A 13,045-nucleotide genomic window follows, 5' to 3' on the forward strand; every position below is an offset into this window, starting at 1 on the left:
TCCTTCCACCCCATATCGGGTGCGACGATCGGGCCATGCCCGACGAGGATGCTGATGTCGATGAGGCCGACGACTCCGGGGAAGCAACGCCGGAGCCCGACGAACCGGAGTCGACGCAGGCCGCGATGTTCTCCCACTATGGCATCGCCTCGACCGTTCTCGGTGTGCTGTCGGTGGCCGCAGTCGTGCTCGGGACTCTTATCTGGTCGGCACATCGTGACGAGGTCGCCGAGCGTGTGTACCTGAGTCGGGTCATGCGCGCGGCCGCCGAATGGACCGATGTGCTGATCAACATGAACGCCGGCAACGTCGACTCCAGCCTGCAGCGGCTGCACGACGGAACGGTCGGACAGCTCAACACCGATTTCGACGCCGCCGTGCAGCCTTACCGGCAGGTGGTGGAGAAGTTGCAGACGCGCAGCAACGGCCGGATCGAGGCGGTGGCGATCGAAACCGTGCATCACGACCTGGATACCCAGCCCGGCAGCGCCCGGCCGGTGGTGACCACCAAATTGCCGCCCTTCGCCACCCGGACCGACTCGGTGCTGTTGGTGGCGACGTCGGTCGCCGAGAACGCCGGAGTCAAGCCCCAGACGGTGCACTGGAACCTGCGGATCGACGTCTCCGAGGTGGACGGCAAGCTGATGATCTCCGGGCTGGAGTCGATCCGATGAGACTCCCGACGAGAAACGCGTGGCGGCTGGCCGTATTCGACGTCGCGGCGCCGCTGGTGGCCGCCATGGCGTTGCTGGTGATCGGATTCGTGCTCGGCTGGCCGTGGTGGTGGATTTCGGCGTGCTCGGTGTTGGTGCTGCTGATCGCCGAGGGTGTGGCCGTCAATTTCTGGCTGTTTCGCCGTGATGCCGTCACCGTAGGTACCGACGACGACGCGCCGGGGCTGCGCCTGGCCGTGGTGTTCTTGTGCACGGCCGCACTGGTGGCCGCGGTGCTGACCGGATACACCCACTGGACCACGCCGGATCGCGAGTTCAATCGCGACTCCCGAACGGTGGTACAGGTCGCCACCGGGATGGCCGAGGCGGTGGCGTCGTTCTCGCCGACGGCGCCGAACGCCTCCGTGGACCGGGCCGCGGCCATGATGGTTCCCGACCGGGCGCAAGCGTTCAAAGAGCAATACGCCAAGTCCAGCGCCGACCTGGTGCAACGCAAGGTCACCGCACAGGCGGCGACACTGTCGGCCGGAGTGGAGGCGCTCGGGCCCGCGGACGCCAGCGTGGCGGTGATTCTGCGGGTCACCCAGAACTCGCCCGGTCAACCCCCGAGTCAGGCGGCGCCGGCGGTACGGGTGACGCTGACCAAGCGCGGCAATGACTGGCTGGTGCTCGACGTGACGCCGATCAATTCCCGATAGGCCGGGCCTCAGTTGGTGTCGGCCGCGCGCGTGTTGCGCACCCGGACGAACCGGTCCGACAACCGTCGCATCCGAATCATCAGCGAGGCGGACGGGCTGACGCTGCCGTCGAGGTAGGCGGTCAGGTCCTCGACTTGCACACCGATCCGCGATGCGAACTCCTGCTGCCCCAGACCCGATCGATCCATCAGCAGCTTTACGTGACGGGCCACCTCGGCACGCTCGTTGGCCTCCAGTTGGATGCGGGCACGGTCCAGCACCTCCGACAGTGCCTTGGAGATGCCGTACGGCCGAACTCCTCCGAGGACCTCTTCAACTTGGCGGGCGGTACGCCCGTACGGGTCACGCTTGAGCGCGGCGGCGATGCGCTTCCAGGTGGCGATGTCGCCGCCCTCCAGCGCCGCGCGGATCGCGGCGGTAGACCAAAATTCCACCGGCTGGTCGGTGCCGGGTTCGCTGGTTCCCCGCCCGGGCCGTTGTGGTGGCGGAGCGGGCACCGGTTTCCGCTGGTCGGCGGCCAACGTCACCTCGCCTCCTCCAACATCGCTACGGCCACTGCCAGGCAGCGCTGCCTGACCTCCTCCCAGTTTGCCCTGGCATCCGGGTCGGGCCACTCGTCGTCGACATCAGACGGGTGCGGATCAGCGAGCCGGCGGACCAGCTGGGTGGCCATCCATTGCCGCCTCGAATACGAACCCAGTGGCTGACAACAGTAATACCTGTCCATTCCCGCCAGCACCACGGCCGCGGTTTCGGGCTCCATTGCTTCGACCATGTCAGCAAATTCGGCATAATCGCGGCTGCTGTTACGGCTCATGATCAGGTAGCCCTTGAGCCGCAACGTTTCCGCTCCGGTCGGGATCAGCAGACGGTCGCCGGTGGGCAATTGGACGTTGGTGGTCTCGACCGGGCTGCGCCGCTCGAACCGGGGCCGGTCCGTGCCGCTTTTCGCGGCCGCGCGCTCGGCGGCGTCGGTTTCCAGAGCGTCGAGGGCGATCGCGAGTCGCCCGCGCCACACGGTGACCGGATGAACCGGACGCTCGGCCCACGACATCGCCCGGGCGAGGCTGTTGCGGTAGGCCTGGCCGACCTTGCTGGCCGCCGACTGGCCGCCGGTCTTGGCGGAGGCGGCGGACGCGGGGGCCGAGGCGGCGGGGGCGGTAGCGGGCACCGCGACGTCGGCGCCGTCCCGGACCAGTTCCGGAACGTGTTCGGGTCCCCTGGCGCTGCGTCCACAGCCGGTGAAGGCAAGCGGGTCGGCCACGCAAATCGATTCGGGGGCAAGGTGTTTGAACCTGGCCGCGGACTTGAGCACCATCCGCAGGTCGCCGCTGGGGGCAATTGCGGCAGCGATGTCGTCGGGAATCACCACGACGTCGGCAAGGTCGACCTCGGGTAGCGGCCGGTCGAAGTCGACCGACGGCAGCATGCGGGCCAGCCACCGCGGCAGCCACCAGTTCCATTGCGAGAACATCGCCATCAGCGCCGGTACCAGAATCAGCCGCACGATGGTGGCGTCTACCGCGATGGCGACCGCGCAGGCGACGCCGATCTCGGCCACCAGCGGCATGCCGGCGAAGGCGAATCCGCAGAACACCGCGATCATGATCAGCGCGGCGCTGGTGATGGTGCGCGCGCTGGTGCTCACCCCGTACGCGACCGCGTCCCGGGTCTGGCCGGTGTGCAGGAAGCGTTCCCGGATCCGGGTCAGCAGGAAGATCTCGTAGTCCATCGACAACCCGAACGTCATCGCCAGCACCAGCGGGGGCACGGTGCTGTCGATGGAACTCAAGTGTGGAAAGCCCAGTTTCTCCGCCCAGCCCCACTGGAAGACCATGACCAGGCTGCCGTACGCGGCGGCCACCGACAGCAACGTCATCAGCACGCCCTTGAGCGCCAGGAACATCGAGTGCACCGAGACCAGCAGCATCACGAACGCGATCAGGGCCACGAAGGCCAGCACCAGCGGCTGGGTCGCCGCCACCCGGTCGTCGAAATCCTTGATCAGCGCGGTCGGTCCGCCGACGTCGATGCGGGCCCCGTCGGCCGCTCCGGGCAGGTGGGTCCGCATCCAGTCGACGGTGTGCCGGGCGCCCATGTCTTCGGGGTCGACCGACAACACCGCGCTGAGCAGCGCACTGCGATTGTCGGCGGCGAACTTCGGCGGTGCCACGGACGCGACGTCGGGAGCCTGCGTCATCTGCTGACGGATCGCCGCGATGGTCTGACTGTGCGCCGGGGTGGACGCACCGCCGTCTGGGAATGTGACCAGCACCTGAGCGGGGCCCAGCGCGCCCGGACCGAGCGCCTGGGCGGCCGCCGACACCCCGGCCCGGATCTCGTGCGACGAGTCGAACTGTCGCAGCAAGCTGTTGCCCAACACCATCTGTGTCGCCGGCGCCGCCATAAGCAGCAGCACCAGCGATGCCGACAACGCCGTTATCCAGGGTCGGCGCATCACCCACCCGACCCAGCGGGCCCAGAACCGCGACTGCGTGCTTTCCGGCCGCCGGGACCAGTGCAGCAGGGCCGATCGCTTGGCGGCCGCCCTGGCGAAGGTCGCCAGTAGCGCCGGTGTCAGCGTGGCCGACGTCAGCATCGCGACCGCGACGGCGAGGATCGCACCGGTGGCCATCGACCGCAGCGCGGGGGTGTTGATCAGGTAGATGCCGGTGAGCGAGGCGATCACGGTCATCCCGGACAGCACCACCGCGAGCCCGGAGGTGGCCATGGCGGCGTCCACCGCCTCCTGCGGCCGGCGGCCGGTACGCAGTTCCTCGCGGAAGCGCATCAGGATGAACAAGGAATAGTCGACCGCGAGCGCGATCCCGAACATCGAAACCGTCGACGTCACGAACACCGACATGGTGGTGTGCATCGACAGCAGATAGACCAGGCCCATCGTGACGACGACCGTGCAGATACCAAGGGCCAGCGGGATCGCGGCGGCGGCAAGCGAGCCGAAGACGGCGAGCAGGACGATCAGGATGATCGGCAGATTCCAGCGTTCGGCGTCGGCGATGTCGTGCTTGGTGTTGGCCGCCGCGGCGGCGCTGAGCGCACCTTGCCCGATGACATAGAGCCGCACCCGGCCGTCCGCCGTTTGCCCGGGTTTGTCGCCTTTCACGCCGATCTTCTGGCGCAGCTTCTTGGCGATATCGCTGGTGCCGGCGTTGCGGGCGTCCAGCCGCAACGACACCACATATGGCCGGTCGGGCTGCGGGGGCCGCTGCGTCGGGTTGGGCACTTCCGACACACCCGGAAATTCGCCGGCGATGCTCCGCAGCCGGGCGACCGCGTCGTTGATGTCCTGGAAGCTGGCGTCCGGGCGGGGCGTGGCCACCAGCGCCAGCGACGGCGCTTCCTGGTCGGGATACTGAGCGTCGAGGACATCGTGGACCAGCAACGACTGCGACCCGGCTACCTCGAAGCCGCCGCCGGTGAGATTCCCCGACTGCGTCATGGCCAGATAAATTGCCGGCACCAAAGCGAGAAACCAGCCCGTGAACACCAACCACCGGAATCTGCGCAGGTTGCGGCTCAGGCGCATCATGAACTGCTGGATGTTGTTCTCCCGGTATTTCTCTCGCAATGCGTGCTCGCGAGCCTACCGCAGAGCACGTATCAATTATGTCGGCTTATTGGTTGCTGAGCTGCAACGATGTCGGCACCGCGACGCTGCGGCGAACCCCGGCCCAGGTCGTCGGCCTTGACGGCGACGGCGCCGGAGGTGGCAGGATGTCCGTGGCCGTGCGGCGCATTCGGAGTCCGCAACTCGGGTTAGACGGGGGAACTGATGTCGACACATGAACGTAGTGAGCTGCCAGGTGCGGCGGGTGCATCCGACGCTGGTAAGCAGTCGTTCGCCAGGACAGGTACTGCTGCGCGGCGCGGGTTGTTCGTCGCCCTGATCGCCGTTGGGTTGCCGGCGACCGCGCTGGTCGTGCCGGCCGGACCTTCGGCAACCGGGGCGACCGATCCCTGCGCGGCCAGTGAAGTAGCCAGGACCATCGGCTCGGTCGCCAAGCAAACCGGCGACTACCTGGACTCGCATCCGGAGACCAACCAGGCGGTGACCGCGGCACTGCAGCAGCCGGCGGGATCGGAATCACTGGGATCCCTGGCATCACTGAAGGGTTACTTCGAGCGGAACCCCAAGGCTGCCGGCGACCTGCAGTCGCTTGCGCATCCGCTGACCAATCTTTCGATGCAGTGCAAGCTGCCGGTCACGTTTCCGCAGGCGCTGAACCTGGCGCAGGCCGCGCAGGGCGCGGGTGGGTTGCCGGGTTTGCCGCCAGCGGCCGGGGCGCCGCCCGCCGCCGGGCCGTCCGCAGGCACCCAGCCACCGGCAGGCACCCAGCCGCCCGCAGCCGGCGGCCCGGTCCGGGGCCGTTGAAACGGCGACACAGAATCATTCCCGCTGACTCAGCGACATCATTCCCGCTGACTCAGCGACATCATTCCCGCTGACTCAGCGACCGTCTGCTGAGTCACGATCAGGCGGGGGCAACGGGCCCTGCAGGGCGGTTTCGGCCGGGTCGTCGGCAACGCCGCGCTGGACCCCGATGATGCGTCCCAGCTCGGGGTCGGTCGGCGGGTCGTCGGCATCCGAATCGGCGACGTTCTCGGTGCGGAACATGAAGAAGAACACCACCCAGCCGATCGCGGCGATGAACAGCCAGCTGATCAGCCGGTAGATGAGCATCGCCGAGATGGCATTGGGCAAGGCCATGCCGCTGGATACCAGGCCCGGCACCAGCACCGCCTCCACCACCAGCAGACCGCCCGGCATCAGCGGGATGGTGCCGACCGCCCGGGCGGCCGCATAGGCGACCGTCAGCCCAGCGACCGAGGCATGGTCTCCGGCGGCGTAGGCGGCGAAGCCCAGGCAGGCCACGTCGGCGATCCAGTTGAACAGCGACCAGCTGAACGCAACTCCCAGGTCGCGCCGGCTCAGGCTGACCGACTCGAGCTGCATGAGCGTTTCGCGCCACTTCGCCACGCCGGTGTCGGCCGGCTTACCGCGAATCGAGTTGACCCACGACAGCACCCGGTTGCCGATCCCTTCGATCAGGTCCGGTCGGGACGCCACCGCCTGGGCCAGCAGCAGCAACGCGACGAAACCGCCGAGGGTGAACAGCAGCGAGAACGGGTTGTTCTTCGCGCCCAGGAAGAAGGCGCCGCCCAATCCGAGCAGGGCCAGCCCGACGGCCTGCAACACCCCCGACATCACCAGCTGCCAGGACGCCACCACGGTCGAGGCACCCCAAATGCGTTGCTGACGAAGCAGAAAGGTCGCCGACAGCACCGGACCGCCCGGCAGCGTGGTACTCAGCGAGTTCGCCGCGTAGAAGGCGGCTTCGGACCGCAATTGCTTGACGTGTACCCCGGCCGAACTCAGCAGTGTGCGCTGGATCTGCGCGAAACTGTGCATCGACGCCGCGGCTGCCCCCATGGCGGCCACCAGCCACCACCAGTTGGCCTGATAGATGCTCATCCATGCTTTGGCCAGCTGGTCCCACACCAGCGCGATCTCGACGGCCAGCACGATTGCGACGATGCCCAGGATCACCCAGCGCAGCCACCAGTACTTGCCGCGCGGCGCCTCTTCGCGCCGGTCGACGAGCTTGCGGACGGGGGCGTCGTGCGACACCGGATAAGGGTAACCGTGCAGGTGGCACCGCGATCTCCGCACGTCATCGACTGTGTCAGGGTCGTTCCGGGGTCGTGACCGGATCGTGGCGACCGCGGCGGCGGGAAGCGACCGCCGCCATGCGGGATCGCGTAGGGAGGCGTTCGAGGCGCTGCGGGGGCCCGGTGCCGCAGCCCGGTTAGGCTTGCCGGATGTCGGCAAGCCTCGACGATGCTTCGGTAACCCCCCTGGTCCGCAAGACCGCGGCATGGTCGTGGCGCTTATTGGTCATCTTTGCTGCCGCACTCGCGGTCATCTGGGTCATCAGCAAGCTGGAGATCATCGTCGTACCGGTGTTGCTGGCGTTGATCTTGAGCGCGTTGCTGGTGCCGGTCGTGGACTGGCTGGACCTGCGACGCGTGCCGCGCGGTGCCGCGGTGTCGCTGGTGTTGCTGGGTGGTTTTGCGATCCTTGGCGGCATCCTGGCCTTCGTCATCAGCCAGTTCATCGTGGGCCTGCCCGATCTGGTCAAGCAGGTGGAACGCAGCATCGACTCGAGCCGCCGGTGGCTGATCGAAGGGCCGGCGCATCTGCGTCGCGAACAGATCGACAACGCGGGCAACGCCGCGATCGAGGCGCTGCGCAACAATCAGGCCAAGTTGACAAGCGGCGCGATTTCCACCGCGGCCACCATCACCGAGTTGCTCACCGGCGCGGTGTTGGTGCTGTTCACACTGATTTTCTTCCTGTACGGCGGCCGCAACATCTGGCAGTACGTGGTCAAGATCGTGCCCGTCCCCGCCCGCGACCGGGTTCTGGAGGCCGGGCGCGCCGGATACTCCTCGCTGATCGGCTATGTGCGGGCCACGTTCCTGGTCGCCCTGACCGACGCGATCGGTGTCGGCACCGGGTTGGCGATCATGGGGGTGCCGCTCGCGCTGCCGCTGGCCTCGCTGGTGTTCCTGGGTGCCTTCATCCCGCTGCTGGGTGCGTTGATCTCCGGTTTGCTGGCCGTGGTGGTGGCCCTACTGGCCAAGGGACTGGTTTACGCATTGATCACTCTGGGTTTGCTCATCGCGGTCAATCAGCTCGAGGCCCATTTGCTGCAGCCGTTGGTGATGGGCCGTGCGGTCTCGATTCACCCGCTGGCGGTGGTCCTGGCCATTTCGACCGGCGGTGTCCTTGCCGGGATTGTGGGAGCCCTGCTGGCCGTCCCGACGGTCGCGTTTCTCAACAATGCGATGCAGGTGCTGCTGGCCAAGGACCCGGCGGCCGCCGCCGAGCAGCCCGAAGAGCCATCGACAATCCTGCAGGTCGAACCGGACAATCCCGACGAGGCCGGCGAAGAGGAGCCGCAGGAAACCTAAAGCCGTCCCTCGCGGCGCAACAGGTCCTGGGCGGACAGGCCGCCGGCTCCACGCCGGCGCCGGGCGCCGTTGTCGCCCTGCGCGCCGCGCGCGTTGAGCTGCTCAGTGGCCGCGTCGGAGTCGCTGTCTTCCGGCCGTTGGACCGGCAGCTTGGCCGTGGCATCGGCCGAGTCGGTTTCGACGGAACGACTCCCCGGAATCGGCATGGCGCGGGTCTGACCGGCCGAGGGGGCCGGCGGCGGGGTCGGCGCCGGTGGCCGGGCCGACGACGGTGCCGCCGGCGCGGGGCTGCTCGATCCGCGGCCCGGTGCGCCCGGTTTGCCGGGTGTCGACAACCGAGTTGTCGGCGGTTCGCTCGGCTGGCTCGCCTTGATCGGGATCTGCTTGGTGCCCGCACTGGACGGCCCGCTCTGAGCAGGCCCGATCTCCGGCCGGGCAGACCCGCGTTGGGACGACTCTGGCGTCGACGGGTGGGTGGGATCGTGCGGGGGGCGCGGGCCGGCGGCGACCAAGCCGGCGGTGACCGGAGGCCGGGCGGCACGGCCGTCGGTAACCGGCCGCTTTCGTTCGTCGGGCAGCTGGATCTCGCCGAGGCCGATGCGGGTCTGCACTCGCCGCATCCACCGCGGAGCCCACCAGCAGTCGTCGCCGAGCAGCTTCATCACCGACGGCACCAGGAACATCCGCACCACGGTCGCGTCCAGCAGCAGCGCCGCCATCAGGCCGAAGGCCAGGTACTTCATCATCACCAGGTCGGAGAACACGAACGAGCCGGCGACCACGGCGAGCACCAGCGCGGCTGCGGTGATGAGGCGTCCGGTGGTGGCCGTGCCGATCCGGATGGCCTCCTGGGTGGACATGCCGCTTTCCCGGGCCTCGACCATGCGGGAGACCAGAAAGACTTCATAGTCGGTGGCCAAGCCGTATCCCACCGCCACCACGAGTGCGATCACCGGCGCGGTCAACGGCGTTGCGGTGAAGTTCAGCAACCCCGAGCCGTGCCCGTCGACGAATATCCACGTCAGGATCCCCATGGTGGACCCGAGCGTCAGCGCGCTCATCACCGCGGCCTTGATCGGCAGCACCACCGACCCGAAGGCCAGGAACATCAGCAGTGTGGTGGCGGTGAGCAAGATGACCAGCATCGCCGGCATGTTGTCGAACAGGCTGTGGATGGAATCCTGCTCCAGCGCCGGAGTGCCGCCGACGTATACCTCGAGTCCCTTGGGTGGCGTGATCGCGCGCAGCTCTTGCAGCTTCTTGGCCGCCTCGCCGGGGTTGATCAGCCCGTTCTGCAGCACCCGTACCGAGGGATCCTTCGACGCGCCGGGGGCGACGCTGCGCTCCTGCCACATGTTCGCCGGGTCGTTGTCCGGCTCGATGAATCCGCTGATCGACATCGCCTTACTGCGGATGTCGGCGACCTGCTGGTCGGTGACCGGCTGGTGGTTGGTCGACTGGATCACCAGGGTCAGCGGATTGGTGCGGTATCCGGGGAAGAGCTGGTCGAAGTGCTCCTGGGACTGGCGCACCGAATTGTTGGGCGGCAGATACTTCTCGCTCATGCCGCCCAGTGACAGGTTGAACAACGGGATGACCAGCAAGATCATCCCGAGGACGATCGGGATGGCGAAGACCAGCGGCCGCCGCATCACCCAGTTGACAAGCTTGCCCCAGAAGCCGGCCTCGACCTCTTCGCGGGTCTTGGTCTTCTGCAGCCGGTCGGCGAGCCAGTTCAGGTAGGCCCGCGAAACCTTCCAGTTGCGCAGGAAGGGCACCCGGAATGCGGTGCGTACGCCGAGCGCGTCGACGTGCCGGCCAAGGACACCCAGAACTGCCGGCAGCAGCGTGATCGACAGCAGGGCGGCCAACCCGACCGCGGCGATCAGCGCATAGGTCAGCGATTTCACGAAGCCTTGCGGCAGCATCAGCAAGCTGATCCCGGAGGCGATGATCAGCACCGCCGAGAAGGCGACGGTTCGGCCGGCGGTCATGACGGTGCGTCGTACCGCCGCCTCGGTGTCGTAGCCTTCGGCGATCTCCTCCCGGAAACGGCTCACCACGAATAGTCCATAGTCCACCGCGATACCAAGGCCGATCAGCGAGACCACGGGTTGGGCAAAGAAGTGCACCGGCCCGAACACCGCCACCAACCGCAGGATGCCCAGCGCGCCGGCGATGCTCAGGCCGCCGACCATCACCGGAAGACACGCCGCGACCGCGCCACCGAACACCAGGAACAGCACCACGGCCACCAACGGCAGGGCCAGCACTTCCATCCGTCGCTGGTCGGTGGCGATGGTGCCGGTCAGCGCCTCGGCGACCGGCTCCAGGCCGGCGAGTTGAACCGTGCCGCCGTCGAGCTTCTGCAACGAGGGCGCGATGTCCTTGTAATTGGTCAGGATGGTGTCGTCGTCGTCGCCCTTGAGCGGGATGGACACGAACGTGTACTTCTTGTCCTCGGTGGCCATGCCCTTGACGACGGGGCTGGTGGTGTCCGGTGCCCGGAGGTAGCCGGCCCAGCCCATCACCTGGTCGGGGTGGTCCTGCACGAATCGGTTCAGCTCGTCCGTGATCTTCTTCGACCACGCCGCGTCGTTGACCGTCTTGCCGTCGGGGGCTTTGAAGATCGCGACGATGTGACCGGTCCGGTCCCGGCCGTAGACCTGGTCACCCAGTATCGACGCCTTGACCGACTGGCTGCTGTCGTCGTAGAAACCACTCTGCGTGACGTGCTTACCCAGGCTCAGCCCAAATACCCCGCCGCCGAGGCATAACGCCACCGTGACGCCGATTACGATGAACCGGTAGCGGTACACAATTCGACCCCACCAGGCGAACACGTAATCTCCTTACTGGATCGTTAGCGACCCGCGCATTGCTTTGCACTGCTTTTCGATTGTCCGGCGCTCGGGCTTTCAGACGCGGGGCCTGTTCACATACGCGAGGTCAACAGCGAGGACAGCGGCCGGAACGGCTGCAGCCAAGCTCCCTGCTCAGGTAGCGAATCGAGGCCGATTCGGGGGAGCGGCTCCCGGAAAACACCGGCAATGTCCTCCAGGTCGACGAACTCCAAGGTATCCGACGCTAGCGCCCAACTGGCGTGTTCACGAAATCCGAGCACTTGAACTGGGATTCCGCCGCGAGAGATTTCCTCGAGCGGCTGTCGGAATGCCTGACCGTCCGCCGACGCCACGACCAGGGCTGCCAGCCCTTCCCGGTAGCGCTTGTCGATGTGCTCGAGCATGTCGCGGTCGACGTCGCTGTCCTCGTCGATCTTCGGTTTGGCGAAGACCGCGAACCCGACGTTACGCAGTGCGTCCACCCACGGGCGGACCACATCGGCGCTGCCGGGCGCGATATTGGTGAAGACGGTGGCCTCCGGTTCGACTCGGATGGCCGGCCCGCCCGGCGCCCTGGCGGCGACGGCTGCGGTGCGGGCCAGCAGCCAGCGGCCCAGCGCGTCGAAGCGGGGCCGTTCCAGCGCGGTCGGGCGGCGCCCCAGGATCGAGCCCAGCCCCATGTCGAGGTTGGGAGCGTCCCAAACCAGCAGGACCCGACCCGTCGGCGGGGCCAAGCCGGTCAGGCCATCGTTGGACAAATCGCCGGGCAGCACCGACGGCAGCGGTGATACCGGGGTCCCGGCGACGGGTTCTGACGCTTGTGTGGTCACGTCTTCAGTCAGGCTCATTTAGTCATCTGATTTCGGTTTTCTCCAGACCAGCTCGCTGACGGCGCTGCCGGCGTCGTGGGCTTTGGATTCGTATTTGGTCGTGGGGCGAACGACCGAGATCGGCAGGGCTTCGGTACCCGGATCAGCACGTGCCAACCGCGGCTCGGCGTCGCCGGCGGCGGCGATGTGCTGGGCGTAGCCGGGGTGGTCGGTCGCGGCGTGCAGCACACCTCCGGGGATTAGCCGGTCGGCGATCAGGGCGATGGTGGCGGGCTGCAGCAGCCGCCGCTTGTGGTGTCGCGCCTTGGGCCAGGGATCGGGGAAGAAAACCCGGACGCCGGACAGCGAATTCGAGGTGATCAGGTCTTTCAACACGTCGATCCCGTTGCCGCGGATCAACCGGATATTGGTCGCGTTCGCACTGTCGATCGCGCACAGCAGCTGCGCCAGGCCCCGGCGGTAGATTTCCACCGCGATCACGTCGAGATGGGGCTCGGCCCGCGACATTGCCAGCGTCGAGACCCCGCTGCCGCAGCCGATCTCCAACACCAGGGGCGCGTCGCGGCCGAACCACGCGCGGGTGTCCAACGGTCCCCGGCGAGGTGACCCGGCGAGCGCGTCGATGCCCAGCTCCGGCCACCGCCGGTCCCAGGTTTGGCACTGGGTGTTCGACAGCGCCGAATGGCGGGAGCGAAGCCTGGTGGCAGGCAGATAGCCCCACGCGCTGCCCCGGTCTTGCTCGCCGGACTCCGGGCTGGGCAGAGCCGGCGAGTCGGGACGTAACCCAACCTCGGGTTGCGCGTGCATTCGTCCATGGTGGCTCATGAAACGCAGGTGTAGCCGCTCCTGGGCCAGATTGATACCCAACAGTTGCCTTTGGCTGGTAGCGGATAGCGCTACCGGGCGTGCCGGACGCCGACACGCCGGTGATCCCGACTAGCGCCCGACTAGCGCCCGACAAGCGCCCGACAGCGGCCCGACAGCGGCCCGACAGCGGCCCG

10 protein-coding genes are annotated in these 13,045 nt (G+C 67.6%); 4 read left to right on the forward strand and 6 right to left on the reverse strand.

Features of this window, described 5'->3' with window-relative positions:
• The first annotated feature begins 35 nt into the window (after positions 1-35).
• Together MKAN_RS15685 and MKAN_RS15690 are read left to right on the forward strand one after the other, a co-directional pair.
• Positions 36-674 carry a hypothetical protein gene (locus MKAN_RS15685; protein WP_023369664.1) on the forward strand — a complete coding sequence of 213 codons (639 nt, stop codon included), beginning with the start codon at positions 36-38 and terminating at the stop codon, positions 672-674.
• Complete coding sequence (locus MKAN_RS15690; protein ID WP_023369666.1) at positions 671-1,372, forward strand: hypothetical protein; 702 nt, start codon at positions 671-673, stop codon at positions 1,370-1,372. Before MKAN_RS15685 ends, MKAN_RS15690 begins: the two co-directional genes overlap by 4 nt.
• Positions 1,373-1,380: 8 nt before the next feature.
• On the opposite strand, the gene MKAN_RS15695 is transcribed toward MKAN_RS15690, so the two are convergent.
• Both MKAN_RS15695 and MKAN_RS15700 read right to left on the reverse strand, forming a co-directional pair.
• Positions 1,381-1,899: a hypothetical protein gene (locus MKAN_RS15695; RefSeq protein WP_023369668.1), complete on the reverse strand. Its 519-nt coding sequence runs from the start codon at positions 1,897-1,899 to the stop codon at positions 1,381-1,383.
• Positions 1,896-4,925: an MMPL family transporter gene (locus MKAN_RS15700; protein ID WP_036443947.1), complete on the reverse strand. Its 3,030-nt coding sequence runs from the start codon at positions 4,923-4,925 to the stop codon at positions 1,896-1,898. Before MKAN_RS15700 ends, MKAN_RS15695 begins: the two co-directional genes overlap by 4 nt.
• 243 nt (positions 4,926-5,168) lie before the next feature.
• Here MKAN_RS15700 and MKAN_RS15710 point away from each other — a divergent pair, with 243 nt between their 5' ends.
• The gene (locus tag MKAN_RS15710; protein WP_023369674.1) at positions 5,169-5,768 is read left to right on the forward strand and encodes a hemophore; all 600 of its coding nucleotides are present in this window, start codon (positions 5,169-5,171) and stop codon (positions 5,766-5,768) included.
• Between the two features lie 75 nt (positions 5,769-5,843).
• Here the strand turns inward: MKAN_RS15710 and MKAN_RS15715 are convergent, their stop codons facing one another.
• Entirely contained in the window at positions 5,844-7,025 is a 1,182-nt protein-coding gene (locus tag MKAN_RS15715; protein ID WP_023369676.1) for a lysylphosphatidylglycerol synthase transmembrane domain-containing protein, read from the reverse strand.
• 191 nt (positions 7,026-7,216) lie between these two features.
• On the opposite strand from MKAN_RS15715, the gene MKAN_RS15720 reads away from it, so the two are divergent.
• Entirely contained in the window at positions 7,217-8,371 is a 1,155-nt protein-coding gene (locus MKAN_RS15720) for an AI-2E family transporter (protein ID WP_023369678.1), read from the forward strand.
• Here MKAN_RS15720 and mmpL3 read toward each other — a convergent pair.
• From mmpL3 to trmB, 3 genes are all read right to left on the reverse strand, one after another.
• Positions 8,368-11,214 (reverse strand): trehalose monomycolate exporter MmpL3, encoded by a 2,847-nt coding sequence (gene mmpL3, locus MKAN_RS15725; protein ID WP_036395878.1) that lies wholly within the window; start codon positions 11,212-11,214, stop codon positions 8,368-8,370. The two genes, MKAN_RS15720 and mmpL3, sit on opposite strands and share 4 nt — an antisense overlap.
• A 92-nt stretch (positions 11,215-11,306) precedes the next feature.
• On the reverse strand, positions 11,307-12,062 hold the full coding sequence (locus MKAN_RS15730) for an NYN domain-containing protein (protein WP_023369683.1): 756 nt from the start codon (positions 12,060-12,062) through the stop codon (positions 11,307-11,309).
• Positions 12,063-12,869, reverse strand: a complete 807-nt coding sequence (gene trmB / locus MKAN_RS15735) for a tRNA (guanosine(46)-N7)-methyltransferase TrmB (protein WP_023369685.1) — start codon at positions 12,867-12,869, stop codon at positions 12,063-12,065.
• Positions 12,870-13,045 lie beyond the last annotated feature (176 nt).

This window comes from Mycobacterium kansasii ATCC 12478, assembly GCF_000157895.3.
In the GTDB taxonomy this organism is placed as follows: Bacteria; Actinomycetota; Actinomycetes; order Mycobacteriales; family Mycobacteriaceae; genus Mycobacterium; species Mycobacterium kansasii.